19 protein-coding genes are annotated in these 14,921 nt (G+C 71.1%); 17 read left to right on the forward strand and 2 right to left on the reverse strand.

From position 1 onward, the window contains the following. Window positions 1-16: 16 nt before the first annotated feature. The 13 genes from rsmD (at window position 17) to ACFPLC_RS23985 (ending at window position 9,977) form a co-directional block, all read left to right on the forward strand. The gene (rsmD, locus tag ACFPLC_RS23925; RefSeq protein WP_191313743.1) at window positions 17-577 is read left to right on the forward strand and encodes a 16S rRNA (guanine(966)-N(2))-methyltransferase RsmD; all 561 of its coding nucleotides are present in this window, start codon (window positions 17-19) and stop codon (window positions 575-577) included. Between the two features lie 43 nt (window positions 578-620). Then, window positions 621-1,106: a pantetheine-phosphate adenylyltransferase gene (coaD, locus tag ACFPLC_RS23930; protein WP_378207110.1), complete on the forward strand. Its 486-nt coding sequence runs from the start codon at window positions 621-623 to the stop codon at window positions 1,104-1,106. 126 nt (window positions 1,107-1,232) lie between these two features. Beyond that, window positions 1,233-1,916, forward strand: a complete 684-nt coding sequence (locus ACFPLC_RS23935; RefSeq protein ID WP_378207113.1) for a ribonuclease domain-containing protein — start codon at window positions 1,233-1,235, stop codon at window positions 1,914-1,916. 109 nt (window positions 1,917-2,025) lie between these two features. Further along, window positions 2,026-2,754, forward strand: a complete 729-nt coding sequence (locus ACFPLC_RS23940; protein WP_191313740.1) for a DivIVA domain-containing protein — start codon at window positions 2,026-2,028, stop codon at window positions 2,752-2,754. Between the two features lie 808 nt (window positions 2,755-3,562). Beyond that, on the forward strand, window positions 3,563-4,165 hold the full coding sequence (locus tag ACFPLC_RS23945) for a YceD family protein (RefSeq protein WP_191313739.1): 603 nt from the start codon (window positions 3,563-3,565) through the stop codon (window positions 4,163-4,165). Between the two features lie 73 nt (window positions 4,166-4,238). Then, entirely contained in the window at window positions 4,239-4,421 is a 183-nt protein-coding gene (gene rpmF, locus ACFPLC_RS23950) for a 50S ribosomal protein L32 (RefSeq protein ID WP_003090635.1), read from the forward strand. Between the two features lie 13 nt (window positions 4,422-4,434). Continuing rightward, window positions 4,435-5,184 carry a ribonuclease III gene (gene rnc, locus ACFPLC_RS23955; RefSeq protein WP_191313738.1) on the forward strand — a complete coding sequence of 250 codons (750 nt, stop codon included), beginning with the start codon at window positions 4,435-4,437 and terminating at the stop codon, window positions 5,182-5,184. Window positions 5,185-5,274: 90 nt separating this feature from the next. Further along, window positions 5,275-6,609, forward strand: a complete 1,335-nt coding sequence (locus tag ACFPLC_RS23960; RefSeq protein ID WP_378207658.1) for a polysaccharide lyase 6 family protein — start codon at window positions 5,275-5,277, stop codon at window positions 6,607-6,609. 44 nt (window positions 6,610-6,653) lie between these two features. Then, window positions 6,654-7,526, forward strand: a complete 873-nt coding sequence (gene mutM / locus ACFPLC_RS23965) for a bifunctional DNA-formamidopyrimidine glycosylase/DNA-(apurinic or apyrimidinic site) lyase (protein ID WP_378207661.1) — start codon at window positions 6,654-6,656, stop codon at window positions 7,524-7,526. Between the two features lie 55 nt (window positions 7,527-7,581). Then, entirely contained in the window at window positions 7,582-8,016 is a 435-nt protein-coding gene (locus ACFPLC_RS23970; RefSeq protein WP_013223693.1) for a helix-turn-helix domain-containing protein, read from the forward strand. Window positions 8,017-8,018: 2 nt separating this feature from the next. Beyond that, complete coding sequence (locus tag ACFPLC_RS23975; protein WP_378235925.1) at window positions 8,019-8,243, forward strand: hypothetical protein; 225 nt, start codon at window positions 8,019-8,021, stop codon at window positions 8,241-8,243. A gap of 1 nt (window position 8,244) precedes the next feature. Beyond that, window positions 8,245-8,802, forward strand: a complete 558-nt coding sequence (locus ACFPLC_RS23980; protein ID WP_378207664.1) for a hypothetical protein — start codon at window positions 8,245-8,247, stop codon at window positions 8,800-8,802. Continuing rightward, window positions 8,799-9,977, forward strand: a complete 1,179-nt coding sequence (locus tag ACFPLC_RS23985) for an MAB_1171c family putative transporter (RefSeq protein WP_378207666.1) — start codon at window positions 8,799-8,801, stop codon at window positions 9,975-9,977. The genes ACFPLC_RS23980 and ACFPLC_RS23985 overlap by 4 nt, the downstream gene beginning before the upstream one ends. A gap of 69 nt (window positions 9,978-10,046) precedes the next feature. Here the strand turns inward: ACFPLC_RS23985 and ACFPLC_RS23990 are convergent, their stop codons facing one another. Further along, a complete protein-coding gene (locus ACFPLC_RS23990) occupies window positions 10,047-10,949 on the reverse strand; it encodes an SMP-30/gluconolactonase/LRE family protein (protein ID WP_378207669.1) in 903 nt (300 codons plus the stop codon). Window positions 10,950-11,010: 61 nt separating this feature from the next. On the opposite strand from ACFPLC_RS23990, the gene ACFPLC_RS23995 reads away from it, so the two are divergent. The 4 genes from ACFPLC_RS23995 to ACFPLC_RS24010 all read left to right on the forward strand — a co-directional run bounded on the left by ACFPLC_RS23995 (window position 11,011) and on the right by ACFPLC_RS24010 (window position 14,116). Further along, a complete protein-coding gene (locus ACFPLC_RS23995) occupies window positions 11,011-11,457 on the forward strand; it encodes an Lrp/AsnC family transcriptional regulator (RefSeq protein WP_378207672.1) in 447 nt (148 codons plus the stop codon). An 84-nt stretch (window positions 11,458-11,541) separates the two neighbouring features. After that, entirely contained in the window at window positions 11,542-11,865 is a 324-nt protein-coding gene (locus ACFPLC_RS24000) for a PadR family transcriptional regulator (RefSeq protein WP_378207674.1), read from the forward strand. Then, entirely contained in the window at window positions 11,862-13,073 is a 1,212-nt protein-coding gene (locus ACFPLC_RS24005) for a DUF1700 domain-containing protein (protein WP_378207677.1), read from the forward strand. Before ACFPLC_RS24000 ends, ACFPLC_RS24005 begins: the two co-directional genes overlap by 4 nt. 155 nt (window positions 13,074-13,228) lie before the next feature. After that, on the forward strand, window positions 13,229-14,116 hold the full coding sequence (locus tag ACFPLC_RS24010; RefSeq protein WP_378207704.1) for an alpha/beta fold hydrolase: 888 nt from the start codon (window positions 13,229-13,231) through the stop codon (window positions 14,114-14,116). A 78-nt stretch (window positions 14,117-14,194) separates the two neighbouring features. Here the strand turns inward: ACFPLC_RS24010 and ACFPLC_RS24015 are convergent, their stop codons facing one another. Next, window positions 14,195-14,719, reverse strand: coding sequence for a YflT domain-containing protein (locus ACFPLC_RS24015; protein WP_378207680.1), 525 nt, complete (start codon window positions 14,717-14,719; stop codon window positions 14,195-14,197). Window positions 14,720-14,921: the final 202 nt, after the last annotated feature.

Genomic DNA, 14,921 nt, shown 5'->3' on the forward strand with positions numbered 1-14,921 from the left:
CCCGCACAATCGGGGGGTGACCAGGATCGTGGCCGGGACGGCGGGCGGGCGGCGGCTGAAGGTGCCGCCGAAGGGCACCCGGCCGACGTCGGAACGCGTGCGGGAAGCCCTGTTCAACGCCCTGGAGACGGCGGGCGAGCTGGACGGCGCCCGCGTCCTGGACCTCTACGCCGGGTCCGGCGCGCTCGGCCTCGAAGCCCTTTCCCGCGGCGCCGCGGACGCCCTGTTCGTGGAGGCCGACCGGCGGGCCGTCGACGTCCTGCGCGGCAACGTCGCGGCGCTGGGCCTGGGCGGCACGGTTCGGGCCGGGCAGGTCGAGGCGGTGGTCGCGGCACCCGCACCCGGTCCGTTCGACCTGGTGCTGGCCGACCCGCCGTACGCCGTGGACGCGGCGGCGCTCGGGTCCGTGCTGGCGGCGCTGGCCGCGGGCGGCTGGCTGGGGTCGTCGGCCCTGGTGGTGATCGAGCGCGCCGCCCGCGACGGCGAGCCGGACTGGCCGCCGGGCTTCGAGCCGACGCGCGCGAAGAAGTACGGCGACACCGCCGTCTTCTGGGCGGAGTACGCGGCTGTGGCGTGAGCCACGCGGCGGAGACCGGGCCCGGCACGGTAGCGTCCGCGCCATGCGGCGTGCGGTCTGTCCCGGTTCCTACGATCCGGCCACCAACGGGCACCTCGACATCATCGAACGGGCCAGCCGGCTGTTCGACGAGGTCGTCGTCGCGGTGGGGGTGAACAAGAACAAGAAGGGCCTCTTCGAGATCGAGGAGCGGCTGGAAATCCTGCGGGAGATCACCGCGAAGCTGCCGAACGTGCGGGTCGATTCGTGGGAGGGCCTGCTCGTCGACTACTGCCGCGACAACGACATCGTGGCGGTCGCCAAGGGCCTGCGCTCGGTCAGCGACTTCGACTACGAGCTGCAGATGGCGCAGATGAACCGCGAGCTCACCGGCGTCGAGACGCTGCTGATGGCGAACAACCCGGCGTACGGCTTCGTGTCCAGCTCGCTGGTCAAGGAGGTCGCGGCACTCGGCGGCGACATCGAGCCGTTCGTGCCGCCGACCGTCTACGAGCGGCTTTCGGAGAAGTTCCCCAAGCTCGGGCGCTGACCCTCTACAGAGGAGTGTCCGGTTCCCGTCGTTCGGCCCCCTCCGTTCGTCGGGACTTCGGCCCGGAGCTGCGGGAGTTCACGTCGTCGTCTCCTGACGATCACCCGGCCGGGTTACGGTCCGAAAATGACCAACTACCGATCGCGCCTGACTGCCGTCCTGGTGGCGCTCTTGGCGACGCTGTTCGCCGGGGTCACCGCGCCGTCTTCCGCCGTCGCCGCGCAGAACGCCTGCGGCAACCTCTCCGGCTTCTCGCACACGACGCTCTCGGCGCTCCCGGCCGAAGCGACGACGACGTACCGCCTGATCCAGACGGACGGCCCGTTCCCGTACCCGAAGAACGACGGCGTCGTCTTCGACAACCGCGAAGGGGTGCTCCCGGCGTGCGCGTCGGGCTACTACCACGAGTACACGGTGCCGACGCCGGGCTCGAGCACTCGCGGCACGCGCCGCATCGTGACCGGCAGCGCGGGCGAGTACTTCTACACCGGCGACCACTACGCGACCTTCAAGGTCATCGACGTCGGCGGTGGCACGACGCACGCCTGCGGCGACCTCTCGGGCCTGGCGAAGATCGGCTACTCGCAGCTGTCGTCGGCGGCGAAGACCGTCGTGAACAACGTGCGGAACGGCACGTCCGCGGGGACGACGTACGAGAACCGGGAGGGCGTGCTCCCGGCCTGCGCGTCCGGCTACTACAAGCTCTTCGCCGTCGGCACGAACGACCGCGTGATCTCCGGTAAGGCGGGCGAGCTGGCCTACACGCCCGACCGCTACGCCACCTTCGAGCGGATCGACCCGAATTCCTGACCCGCGCGCCGGGCGTGGTCCCGGGGGACACGCCCGGCGCCGGTGGCGTTCACCGCTTCGGCGCCCGATGCGGGCAGACTGGGCACAGCGACAGGGGATTGGAGTTGCCGTGTACCGGGTTTTCGAGGCGCTCGACGAGCTCGTCACCATCGTCGAGGAGGCGCGCGGCGTCCCGATGACGGCCAGCTGCGTCGTGCCCCGCGGCGACGTGCTCGAACTCCTCGACGACGTCCGCGACGCACTGCCGGCCGAGATTGACGACGCCCAGGACGTCCTCGACAAGCGCGACGACCTCATCCACGCGGCCCGCAAGGAGGCAGGCGAGACGGTCGCGGGCGCGAACGCCGAGGCCGAGCGCACGATCGCGGAAGCGACGGACGAAGCGGAGCGCATCCTCGCCGACGCGCGCGCCCGCGCGGAGCAGATGCTCGCCGACGCGCACGACCAGGCCGACCGCACGGTGGCGGCGGGCCAGGCGGAGTACCAGAACCTCACCGACCGCTCCCGAGCCGAGTCCGAGCGCATGATCCAGGCGGGCCGCGACGCCTACGATCGCGCCATCGAGGACGGCCGTGCCGAGCAGGCCCGCTTGGTCGCGCAGACCGAGGTCGTCCAGGCGGCCCACGCGGAGTCGGCCCGGATCGTCGACGAGGCCCACGCGGAGGCCGACCGCCAGCGCGCGGACTGCGACGCGTACGTGGACGGCAAGCTGGCGGAGTTCTCGGAGCTCCTGGCCACGACGCTGCGAACGGTGGACTCGGGCCGCAACCACCTGCGCTCCCCGGCGAACCTCCCCAGCTCGAGCGGCCGGCCGACGCTCTACGACTACCAGGTGTGACGAGGTTCTCAGGCTACTGAGGGGGTGGGCTCGCTCGCGAGCTTCGGCGGTTGTCCACATCGCTGACCCGGTGTGGACAAACCCTGCCTGACGTGCGGTTTTCCGGCTTTTCGTGGGGCGGCCTCGATAGACTGGAAGCGGGGGCAGCCCCCAGGGAGGGCGGGCCGTGTCCGGGCCAGTCGCAGCGCCCTCCTCGGGCCCCGCAGGCCTAACGGGACGCTGACGCCCGACCCCGCACCCCACCCAGACCCCTCCCTGCACCCCGATACGAAGCCAGAACACGGCCGGCAGTGCCGGGTCAAGGCACGCTTTCCCGCCTTGACGCGGTGCTGCCGGCCGTAGTCACAATCGCGGCTTCGGGGTGGTGGGCACCAAGCTTGCCGGCCACAAAGCCCTGGACCCACCCAGGCCAGCCGCACCTGAGGATCAAACCCAACCAGCAGCCCCCGGCTTCCACCACGGAAACGCCACAACACGACCGACTTTGCCGGGTGGCCGACGTACCCAGACGGTCGGTTTGCGTACCCAGAGGGTCGGCTTGCGTACCTGGACAGTCGGATCCCCGCGGGGGAGCTTCCGGCTCGGCCTTCTCCCGCAAAGGGCGACTTCCGCTCGCCGTCGTGGTCACCGCAAGCCCGTAGCAAGCCACTGAACTGGGCAAACCGGCCCCGAACGGGTCTCGCAGCGTGCCAGTAACGCCATGAATGACCCATTCACTGCGTCTGACGCCAGGAATGGGTCATTCACGACGCCGCCCAGGCCCCGCCCAGCTCAAAAGCGGTGGCGGAGCGTGCGTACCCTGGACTGGATGTCCGAGAACAAGACCCCCCAGCTCGACGACCGCAGCCCGTGGGTGATCGACACCCGCGAGCTCGGCCGTCACGCCGGCCTCAGCCGCGCCGTCAAGCGCAGCGTGCCGGTGGAGACGCCGCTCGGCGTCCCCGATGTCATCACCATCGAAGCCGGCTCCGAGCTGGAACTCGACCTGCTCCTCGAGTCGGTCGTCGAAGGCGTGCTCGTGAGCGGCACCGCGAAGGCCACGGCCAAGGGCACCTGCGCCCGCTGCCTCGACCCGCTGACCGAAGAGGTCGAGGTCGAGGTCCAGGAGCTGTTCGCCTACCCGGGGTCGGCCACCGAGGAGACCACGGACGAGGACGAGATCCCCCGGCTGGTCGACGACCGGATCGACCTCGAACCCATCGTCCGCGACGCCGTCGTGCTGGCCCTGCCGCTGGCTCCGCTGTGCACCGAGGACTGCGCCGGCCTCTGCACGGACTGCGGCGTCAAGTGGGCCGATCTCGAGCCCGGACACGGGCATGAGAAGATAGACCCTCGGTGGGCCGCACTCGTGGAGCGATTCGACGAGAACGCGGGCGAAAAGCCTGCGCAGGGCCCAGCTGAGCAAGCCTGACGAGCGTCCAGCTCGTTCCGGAGGAAAGTTCGCTCGCACGACCGCGAGCAGACCGTCATAAGGAGATCTACTCGTGGCCGTCCCGAAGCGGAAGATGTCGCGATCCAACACGCGCTCCCGCCGCAGCCAGTGGAAGGCGGCTCCGGTGCAGCTGGTGCCCTGCTCCAACCGCGCCTGCAAGCAGCCGAAGCTCCAGCACGTCGCGTGCCCCTCGTGCGGCCAGCACAACGGCCGCCAGGTCGTCGAGCCCGCCTGATCGGCTAGCCGATATGGGGGGCAAGACGCCCAGGGGACCCGCAGCCGATCCGGCGCCGTTGCTCGAAGCGCTCGGGGTCACTCTCGACCCCGAGCTGCTCCGGCTTTCGCTGACCCACCGTTCGTACGCGTACGAAAACGGGGGGCTGCCGCCGAACGAACGGCTGGAGTTCCTCGGTGATGCCGTGCTCAGCCTCGTCGTCACCGATCACCTGTACAACACGCATTCCGACCTGCCAGAAGGTCAGCTCGCGAAGCTCCGCGCCAGCGTCGTCAACATGCACGCCCTGGCGCGGGTGGCCCGCGGGCTCGGCGAGGGCGGGCTCGGGGCGCACCTGCTGCTCGGCAAGGGCGAAGAGCTCACCGGCGGCCGGGACAAGGCGAGCATCCTCGCCGACGGGCTGGAGGCGGTGATCGGTGCCGCGTACATCGAGCACGGCATCGAGATCGCGCGCAAGCTCGTGCACCACCTCTTCGACGGCCTGCTCGCCGAAGCGCCGCTGCGCGGGGCCGGGCTCGACTGGAAGACGAGCCTGCAGGAGCTGACCGCGTCGGCCGGGCTCGGCGTGCCCGAGTACAAGGTCGAGGACACCGGGCCGGACCACCGCAAGGAGTTCACGGCCACGGTGCTCATCGCCGGCCGCCCGCTGGGCCACGGCACCGGGTCGACGAAGAAGGAAGCCGAACAGAAGGCCGCCGAGACGGCCTGGCGTTCGCTGTCCGCCGAACTCGAGGCGCAGAAGCAGGCCGAACCGGAGTCCTGATCAGCGGGAACCCCCGTTGACGGCGCCGTCCTCCTCTCCGTAGCGTGGTGATCATCCGCCGCGTTCGTACTCAATGGAGAGGCAGGGCGGATGCGTCTGTTCTTCGTACCCCTGATCGCCGCGGCGCTCGTCATCGTGCCCGGCTCGCCGGCGTCGGCCGCGCAGATCCGCGTCACCTCGCTGGCGGCCCTGCAGTCCGCGATGGACAAGGCGAACCCGGGTGACACGATCGCCCTCGCGGACGGGAGCTACTCCGCGGGCGCGACGCTTTCGATCAAGCGGTCCGGCACCGGCTCGGCACCCGTGACGATCGCGGCCGAGCACACCGGGCAGGCCACCCTCACCGGCTCGAAAACCTTCGCCTTCGCGAGCGGCGTCTCGAACGTCGTGCTGCGCGGGTTCAAGTTCCGGGGGAGCGCGACGCTGAGCGTGCCGGCCGGCGCGCCGGGCAACCGCCTGACCCGCAACGACTTCCAGCTCGCGACCGACGGCAACTGGGTCACGGTCAGCGGCGACGACACGGTGGTGGACCGCAACGTCTTCCAGAACCGCACCAGCGAGGGCGTGTTCCTGCAGATCCTCGGTCCGTCCGGCGCCATGGCGAAGCGCGTCCACGTGCACCATAACAGCGGGTCGAACGGCGGCGAGTCGATCCGGCTCGGGCTGAGCGACCGCCAGTCGTACTCGGCGAACGCCCTGATCGAGAACAACCTCTTCGAGAAGGCCGACGGCGACAGCGAGGCGATCTCCGTCAAGTCGTCCGACAACGTGGTGCGCTACAACACGATCCGGGACAGCCGGGGCTACCTCGTGCTGCGCCACGGCAACCGCAGCACCGTCGAGGGCAACGTCCTCTTCGGCTCGGGCATCCGGTTCCACGGCAACGACCACCGGATCGTCAACAACTACGTGGCGAACTCCGGCGACCGGGCGATCGTCTTCGGCTCCGGCGACGAAGCCGACAGCGGCCCCACGAGCAAGCTCCACGACCGGCCCGACCGGGTGACCGTCGCCTACAACACAGTGCTGGGGTCGAACAGCGTGATCGACGGCGACGGCGGGGACTTCAAGCCGAAGGACTGCGTGGTCGCGGACAACATCGTCAAGGGCACCTCGGGGACGCTGGTCACGCTGCCCGGCGGGTCGACGGTGAAGTACGAGGGCAACATCACCTTCGGCGGCACGGCGGGCATCCCGTCGAAGTCCGTCGACCCGAAGCTGGTCAAGGACACCGCCGGGCTCTACCGGCTGGCGGCGGGCAGCCCGGCGATCAACGCGGGTGTCGGCTCGTACCCGTCCGCGGCGAAGGACTTCGACCTGCAGGCCCGCTCGGGCGTCTTCGACGTCGGCGCGGACGAGTACTTCGCCTCGGGGACCACCCGGGTTCCGCTGACGAAGGCCGACGTCGGACCCACCGCTCCGTAGGTGCCTTTTCCAAAACTGTCGGACCCCCCGGGCACAATGGCCGCATGCCCGAACTTCCCGAGGTCGAAGTCGTCCGCCTGGGCCTGCAGGCGCACGTCGCGGGGCGGACCATCCGCGATGCGGAGGTCATGCACCCGCGCGCCATCCGCCGGCACGCCCTGGGCGCGGAGGACTTCACGCAGCGGCTGGCCGGCACCCGCGTCGAGGCGGCGCGGCGGCGGGGCAAGTACCTGTGGCTGGAGCTGTCCGACAAGGAGGCGCTGCTGGCCCACCTGGGGATGAGCGGGCAGATGCTCGTCCAGCCGGAGGGCGCGCCGGACGAGAAGCACCTGCGGGTGCGGCTGCGCTTCGAAGACGACGGGCCCGAGCTGCGGTTCGTCGACCAGCGCACGTTCGGCGGCCTGGCGCTCGACGACCTCAGCGACATCGGCGGCGACATCCTGCTGCCGGACACGATCGCGCACATCGCGCGCGACCCGATGGACCCGGAGTTCGACCTCGACGCGGCGGTGCGCGCGCTGCGGTCGCGGCGCACCGAGGTCAAACGGGCGCTGCTCGACCAGACGCTGGTTTCGGGCATCGGCAACATCTACGCGGACGAAGCGTTGTGGCGCGCTCGCCTGCACTGGGCCCGGCCGACCGAAAAGCTGACCCTGGCCAAGGGCCGCGAGCTGCTGTCCGCGGCGTCGGACGTGATGAACGAGGCGCTGGGCGCGGGCGGAACGTCGTTCGATGCCCTGTACGTGAACGTCAACGGGCAGTCGGGGTACTTCGACCGCTCGCTGGACGCGTACGGCCAGGAGGGGATGCCGTGCCACCGGTGCGGCACGGCGATCCGCCGGGAGCCGTTCATGAACCGTTCGTCGTTCTCGTGCCCGCGGTGCCAGCCGCGGCCGAGGGCGAACTCGGGTAGATAAAGGGGGTTTGCCTTTCAGCTAGGATGAATACGCCTGGTAGCTGAGGGAGAGCATCGTGGTCAAGGAGCCTGGGAAGTCGACGCTGGCCGACAAGATCGACCGGCTGTTCCACGTGGTCCGCAGGCCCGACCGCGAGCCGTACAGCAACGAAGAGGTCGCCAAGGCCTGCCGCGAAGCCACCGGCGAGAGCTTTTCGACGACGTACTTGTGGCAGCTGCGCACGGGCCGCCGCGACAACCCGACCAAGCGGCACCTCGAGGCGCTGGCGCAGTTCTTCGGAGTGCCCCCGGCGTACTTCTTCGACGACGAGCAGAGCAGGAAGATCGCGGAGGAGCTGGCCTTGCTGGGCGCACTGCGCGACGCGGGAGTGCGGGATCTGGCGTTGCGAGCGGTGACGCTGTCCTCGGACGGCCTCGACACGATCAGCGACATGATCGACGCGATCGCCCGGAGGGAGGCCGGCCGCGGCGGCCCGAAGAAGGAGAGCTGAGGGTGGCAGGTGCCTTGACCCCCGAGGGGTGCGAGGTGGCCGGGGTGCGAGCCCGGACGGCGGCGGTGATCAGGTGCGGCCCTGCGCTTGCGGGAAGTGCGGCAGGTCCGGTGCGGCCCGGCAGGGCGCGCGACCGGATTTCGAAGTTTTCGCGCCAGGCGCGTAACTCCGCCGGACCCGCCGCGTTGAACCAGCCGTTCGGCCGCGGCGCGGGGAAGGAGGGCTGAGGTGGCGCGACCAGCGTGGCGCCGGCGACCGGCCCGCTCGCTCTGGCAGCGAGCCCGTCAGGTCGCCGACGGCGTCAGCCTGCCCGAACCGTTCGACGCCGAGGGTTTCGTCGCGGGCCTGGCCGCCGAACGCGGGCGCCCCATCGAACTCATGCCGGTCAGTGCGCCCGAAGGCGCGCCGTGCGGGCTGCTGATGAGCACCGAGCGCGCCGACTACATCCTCTACCCGACCAACACGACCGCCCTGCACCGGCGGCACATCCTGCTGCACGAGGTCGGACACCTGCTGTGCGGCCACGTCGGCGCCGACGTGGGCGCCGACGGGGTGGCCATCGACGCCGCCGCCGGGCGGCAGCTCATGCCGCACCTTTCCCCCGAGCTCGTCAAGCGGGTGCTCGGGCGCACCACCTACTCCGAGGTCGACGAGCGCGAAGCCGAACTCGTCGCGAGCCTGCTCGCGCAGCGCGTCGTCCGGCCCGCCGAGCCGCGCGGGCCCGAGCCGGGGATCCCGGACGGCGTGCGGCGCTTCGATTCCCTGTTCGGCCGCCGCACGCCGTGATCGAAACCTTCGCCTACTACCTCTGTACGGCGGGCTTCGCCGGGTTCGGCTATAAGCTGATCGAAGCGCGGCGCAGCCAGCCGGTGCGCACGATGTGGTTCCTCGCCGGCTTCGGCATCTGCATCGCCACCGGCATCCTGGTGCTGACCCCGGCGATGTCGGCCCTCGCCGGTCCGGGCCCGGTCGCCGAGTGGGTCCTGAGCCTGGCCGGCGACGAGCTGAAGCTGGGCGCGATCGGGTTCGCGGTGGCCTTCACGCAGTCGGTGTGGCGCGGCGAAGGCGCGCGGCTCGCACCGCATGCCCTGTTCACCGCGGCGACGATGGCGCTGCTGGCGGTGTGCTTCGCGCTTTCCGCGCCACAGCGGGTGGGCGACGACACGGTCTTCCCGGCCGCCGGCCTGCCGTTCGCACTGGCCGACAAGGTGCTGTTCCTGGTGTACAGCCTGATCAGCCTCGGCCTGCTGTTCGCGGTGTTCGTCCGCAGCGCGTGGCACGCGGCGCCGGGGCCGCTGCGGGCGGGGTTGTGGCTGCTGGTCGTCGGGGTGGGCGGGGCGGCCGCGTGGACGTTCTGGGACGTCGACGACGTCGTGCAGCTGGCCCGCACGGCCCGGATCGGCGCCCGCGAAGACGTGCCGTCGTCAGTGCTCGCGGCGGTGACGATCGGATTCGTGGCGGCCGGGGCGACCCTCAGCGCGTGGTCGCCGGCGGTGTCGTCGGTGATCGGCCGGTTCCGCGCGTACCGGGCGTACCGCCGCATCGAGCCACTGTGGACGGCGTTGCGCACGGCGGTCCCGGGGATCGCCCTCGACCCGGGCCGCGAGCTGGCCGGGGGAGCGGAGTTCGCGCTGTACCGCAGGGTCATCGAAATCCGCGACGGCCACCTGGCGCTGCGCGCCCACTTCGACCCGGACCTCCCGGCCCGGGCCGAGGCGGCGGCCCGCCGGGCGGGAGTCCGCGAGGCCGAGGTGGCGGCGACGGTGGAGGCGGTCACCCTGGCGGCGGCGATCGAGGCGGGCCGGGCGGGCCGCCGCTTCGACCGCGAACCCGACCCCGTGGCGGAACCGGACACGGAAGCGGACGTGGCCGCCGAGGCGGCTTGGCTGGTCCAGGTCAGCCGCGCCTGGCGCCGCAGGGAGGCAGTGGCCGAGCGGGTGGAGGCGGCCACGCCCGGCTGATCGCCGCGATCAGCTCGCGTGGTGGCCGGGGTGGCGGTTCCGCCGCGGTCACCGCACCTGGCCCGCTTCTCAGCGCGGGTACCGAGCCCCGTTCACCGTCACCCTCAGCGTGTACACCGAGCTCGAAGCCGTGATGAACAGCTCGTTCCCGCGCGCGCCGCCGAACGTGAAGTTCGAGCAGATCTCCGGGATCCGGAGCTTGCCGATCCTCGTCCCGTCCGAAGCGAAACAGTGCAGGCCGTCGTGGGCCGCGGCCCAGACCTGCCCTTCGCTGTCCACCCTCACGCCGTCGAAGCCGCCGCTGTCGCTGGTCGCGAAGATGTCGCCGCCCGTCAGCTTTCCTTCGGGGCCGACCGAAAACACGCGGAGGTGGCTCGGCGTCTGCCGCGTGTCGGCGATGTACAACCGCGACTCGTCCGCGGAAAACGCCAGGCCGTTCGGCCGGCTGAAGTCGTCCGCGACGATCTCCACCGAGCCGTCCGGAGCCGCCCGGTACACGTGGCAGGCGCCGATCTCGCTCTCCGCCCGGTACCCCTCGTAATCGCTGTCGATGCCGTAACTCGGGTCGGTGAACCAGATCGACCCGTCCGAGTGCTCGACCACGTCGTTCGGGCTGTTGAGCCGCTTCCCCCGGTACTCCGACGCGAGCACCGTGATCGAGCCGTCGTGCTCGGTGCGCGTCACGCGGCGGGTGCCCTGTTCGCAGCTGATCAGCCGGCCCCGCCGGTCGACCGTGTGGCCGTTCGCGTAGTTCGACGGCTGCCGGAAGACGCCGACCCGGCCGGTCGTCTCGTCCCAGCGCAGCGTGCGGTCGTTCGGGATGTCGCTGAACACGAGGTAGCGGCCCGCCGGGAAGTACGCCGGTCCCTCCGTCCAGCGGCAGCCGGTGTGCAGGCGCTGCGTCCACTCGTCGCCGTTGACGCGGGTGAACCGCTCGTCCAGCACTTCGAAGTCCGTCTTGATCTGGTCCATCAGCCGCTCCTCATGAGATTCTGCGAAAAGCATGGTGCACCGAACTTGATATGGTCAATCCGTGGACGACGTAGATCGCATTCTGCTCACTGAACTCCAGCGTGACGCGACGCAGGCGTACGCCGCCCTCGGCAAGGCCGTCGGGCTCTCCGCGGGCGCGGCCCACGAGCGCGTGCGCAAGCTGCGGGACCAGGAGGTCATCCGGCGGACCACCGTGGACGTCGACCCGGCCGCGGTCGGCCGCGGGGTCGCGGCCTTCGTGCTCGTCGAAGCGAACGCCTGGATGGGCGACCACCCGGTGCGCGAAGCCCTCGAAGCGCTGCCCGAGGTCGTGGAGGCCCACGTCATCGCCGGCCCGGCGTCGCTGCTGGTCAAGGTGCGGACGGCGACGACCGAAGACCTCCAGGCGTCGCTGCGCCGGCTCTTCGCGATCGACGGCGTCACCGGCACGCAGACGATCGTGGTCCTCGAATCCTTCTTCGAGCGGCCGGTCGACACCCGCGGCTGAACACCAGGGCACGCGCATGACCCCCGCCGTGCACACTACTGTGCAATGCGTGGTACCTTTCCAAGCGTAAGACTGGAGGGTGCAGTGGAGATCAGTCAGCTGCTCAAGGGTGTGCTCGATCTGGCCGTCCTCGCGGTGCTCCGCGAAGAAGACGGCTACGGGTACGACGTACTGCGAAGACTCCGGGCCGCCGGCCTGGACGAGGTGGGGGACGCGTCGGTGTACGGGACGTTGCGCAGGCTCTACAAGGCCGGGCTGCTGACCTCGTACGTCGTGCCCAGCGAAGAGGGGCCCCACCGCAAGTACTACAGCCTGAACGAGCCGGGCCGGGCGCGGCTCGCGGAGTCGGGCAAGACGTGGCAGAGCTTCGCATCGACGATGAACGGGCTTTTGGGAGAGGCAGCATGAGCGACAAGCCGACCGCCGTGCGGGTGTATCTGGCGCGGGTCCGGACCGCGCTCGCCGACCTGCCCGCGAGCGAGATCGAAGAGATCCTCGAGGACGTCCGCCCGCACCTGGCCGAACTCGAGGCCGAGCTCGGGGCGGGCGCCCGCGTCGAGGCCCTGATCGAACGGCTCGGCTCGCCGGAGAGCTACGCCGCCGAGCTGCGGGCGTCCGGCGGGTACCCGGCGCCGAGCGAAGGCGCCACGCAGGTGCTCGCGACGGCCGCCGCGCCCAGCCTGGCCAAGCCGCGGATCGCCCTGTGGGGCCTGGTGCTCTGCGGGCTGGCGGTCGCGCTGCTCGCGTTCGGGGCCGGCGTTTCCATCCACGCCGAAGTGCTGGCGGGCCTGCTGCTGTTCGCGCCGGTGTTCCTCGTCAGCCTGGTGCTCCTGCTGCGAGGCGGGGTCGAGCCGGTGCTGGCGCTGCCGGAAGTCGTCTGGCTGCGCTCCACGCTGGCCAAGGGCCGCGAGCAGGACGACACCGGCAAGCTCCTGCGCTACCTCGGTTCGCTCAAGCCGGCGTGGTGGGTGTTCTGCGCGATCGTGCTCGTCGGCTTCGGGCTGCTGCTCATGCTGCGGGAACGGGACGCGGTGATCCTGCTGCCGTTCCTGATCCTCGCGGCCGTCGCGGCGGTGTGGGCCGGCCCGCGGGTGCGCGCCGACCGGCGGCTGCTGTGGGTGGCCGTGCCGATCTCGGCGTTCGTCATCGGCGGCGCGCTGGGCGGCTTCGGCGCCGCGGTCGACGTCCTCACCCGCAACGCCTACGCGGGCCCCTCGTCGTACTACCCGTCTTCGGCCGACAGCTACGGCAACGACCAGTTGACCTACGGCGGCCGCGACGTCGACAACGTCTACGCCTTCGACGCCGAGGGCAAGCCGCTGACGGAGGTCTACCTCTACGACGAAGAGGGCAGGCCGATCACGATCACCCGCTACGGCTGCGAGCGTTCGAGCGGCAGCCGGCAGAAGATCGGCGAGGACAACCGGTTCCCCCGGCCGAAGATCGAGCAGGGTGTCACCGACGACCAGGGCAACTACAACGGTTACAACGGCTACCGCGGCGCCTGCCGCGAGCTGGCGGGGGTGCCGTTCAGCGCGGCGATCCCGAAGGTGACCGTGCCGCTCACGACGACCACCGCGCCGCCGGCGTCACCGTCGGCGACACCGACCAGGTAGGGGGACGGGAGCGGTCGGGGCCGCTCCCGTCGTTCACCTGATCCGAACGCGCCCGAAACGTTCCGCCAACGCGGGCCTGGTGAGCTGGGCCGGTGCTTCCGGAAGCCTTCGCCCCGCGGACCCGGGTGGTCCACGGCTACGAGCGCGCCTACCGGATGGCCGGGCGCGGGCCCGTGCTGCTCTTCCTGCACGGCATCGGCGACGACTCGTCGACGTGGCTGGAGCTGCTGGAGTCGCTGGCGGACGACTTCACGGTCATCGCGCCCGACCTGCTCGGCCACGGCTCTTCGGCGAAACCCCGTGCGGACTACTCGGTCGCCGCCTACGCCTGCGGCATGCGCGACCTGCTGACCACCCTCGACGTCGACCGGGTGACGGTGATCGGGCACTCCCTCGGCGGCGGCGTCGCGATGCAGTTCGCCTACCAGTTCCCGGAACGCTGCGAACGCCTGGTCCTGGTGGGCTCGGGCGGGGTCGGTGCGAGCGTCCACCCGCTGCTGCGGCTGGCCGCGGCGCCGGGGGCGGGGCTGCTGCTGCCGCTGCTGGGAGCGCAGCCGGCGTTGCCGGTGCTGCGCAAGCTGGCCGAGTCGCTGCGGATCTCCGACGACCTCGACTACGTGGTCGCCCGCTACCTCCGCCTCGTCGAGCCGGGCACGCGGTCGGCGTTCCTGCGGACGCTGCGCTCGGTCGTCGACTGGCGCGGGCAGGTCGTCAACATGCTGGACCGGTGCTACCTCACCCAGGGGATCCCGACGCTGCTGGTGTGGGGCACGGAGGACCGGGTGGTGCCGAGCGGCCACGCGCTGCGCGCGCACCGGGCGATGCCGGGCAGCCGGCTGGTGCTCTTCGAAGGGGTGGGCCACTTCCCGCACCGCTCGGCCCCGGAGGAGTTCCTGGAGGTCCTGCGCGAGTTCTTGGGGTCGACACCCCCGGCGGAGTACGACCGGACCCGCTGGGGCGAGCTGCTGCGGGCGGGCCGCCCGGTCGAGCAGCCGCCACCGGCGGAGATCCCCGGCGCGCCGACGGTGTCCTCGGGCACCTGAGCGGACACGGCGAAGGCCGCCTCCCGCAGGAGACGGCCTTCGCGGACTACCGGATCAGTGGCCGGACGAGCTGCCGGATCAGTGACCGAACGCGCTGCGCGCCGCGAGGTCGGCCAGCAGCGCGCGGCCCTTCTCGGCGTTGCGCGGCTGGGACAGGACGTCGTAGCGGCGGGCCACCAGCTGGCTCTGCGAGATGAACCCGCGCTTGTTGCGGTTCACCGCGTAGCCCAGCGCGCCGAAGAGCAGGTTGAACCCGAGACCGGCGACGAGGCCGATCACGATCGGGACCAGGCCGGCGCCGGGGTTCAGCAGGCTGAGCATCAGGCCGAGGAACAGGCCGAACAGCGCACCGGACGTCGCCGCGCTGCCGAGGACCTTGCCCCACGACATCTTGCCCGCGACCCGCTCGACGAGCATCGGTTCCACGCCCACGATCGTGACGTCGGTGACGGGGAAGTCCGCGCCCGCGAGGTGGTCGACCGCTCGCTGTGCCTGCTCGTAGGACTCGTACGAACCGATCGGCCAGCCGGTGGGCAGGGTCGGCAGCTGGGGCCGGGCCTGCGGCTGTCCGATCGTGGTCTGCTGCGTGAATGCTGTGGTCATCGATCTCACCTCTCTTGTCCCGTTCAACGTGCGGGCACCCTCGTTTTCCTCCCGGTCGGGCGAATTCACAGGCTCTTCTCAGCCGGGCATCCCGGACAATCCGCCGCGCGCGGCCCGAGCCGGCGGGACCTTCCCCGGCGGCCGCTCGCCCACCGCGGTGAATGACTCATTCACGGCTTCCGACGCCAGGAATGAGTCATTC

Origin of the sequence: Amycolatopsis plumensis, from assembly GCF_042652605.1 — a bacterium.
Lineage (GTDB): Bacteria > Actinomycetota > Actinomycetes > Mycobacteriales > Pseudonocardiaceae > Amycolatopsis > Amycolatopsis plumensis.

What these genes read in the sequence shown, in the direction of transcription:
- coaD (WP_378207110.1), top strand. Translation starts at nt 621, where the DNA reads ATGCGGCGTGCGGTCTGTCCCGGTTCCTACGATCCGGCCACCAACGGG.
- ACFPLC_RS24005 (WP_378207677.1), top strand. Translation starts at nt 11,862, where the DNA reads ATGAGCGACAAGCCGACCGCCGTGCGGGTGTATCTGGCGCGGGTCCGG.
- ACFPLC_RS23935 (WP_378207113.1), top strand. Translation starts at nt 1,233, where the DNA reads ATGACCAACTACCGATCGCGCCTGACTGCCGTCCTGGTGGCGCTCTTG.
- ACFPLC_RS23945 (WP_191313739.1), top strand. Translation starts at nt 3,563, where the DNA reads ATGTCCGAGAACAAGACCCCCCAGCTCGACGACCGCAGCCCGTGGGTG.
- ACFPLC_RS23960 (WP_378207658.1), top strand. Translation starts at nt 5,275, where the DNA reads ATGCGTCTGTTCTTCGTACCCCTGATCGCCGCGGCGCTCGTCATCGTG.
- rnc (WP_191313738.1), top strand. Translation starts at nt 4,435, where the DNA reads ATGGGGGGCAAGACGCCCAGGGGACCCGCAGCCGATCCGGCGCCGTTG.
- ACFPLC_RS24015 (WP_378207680.1), bottom strand. Translation starts at nt 14,719, where the DNA reads ATGACCACAGCATTCACGCAGCAGACCACGATCGGACAGCCGCAGGCC.
- mutM (WP_378207661.1), top strand. Translation starts at nt 6,654, where the DNA reads ATGCCCGAACTTCCCGAGGTCGAAGTCGTCCGCCTGGGCCTGCAGGCG.
- ACFPLC_RS24010 (WP_378207704.1), top strand. Translation starts at nt 13,229, where the DNA reads ATGGCCGGGCGCGGGCCCGTGCTGCTCTTCCTGCACGGCATCGGCGAC.
- ACFPLC_RS23990 (WP_378207669.1), bottom strand. Translation starts at nt 10,949, where the DNA reads ATGGACCAGATCAAGACGGACTTCGAAGTGCTGGACGAGCGGTTCACC.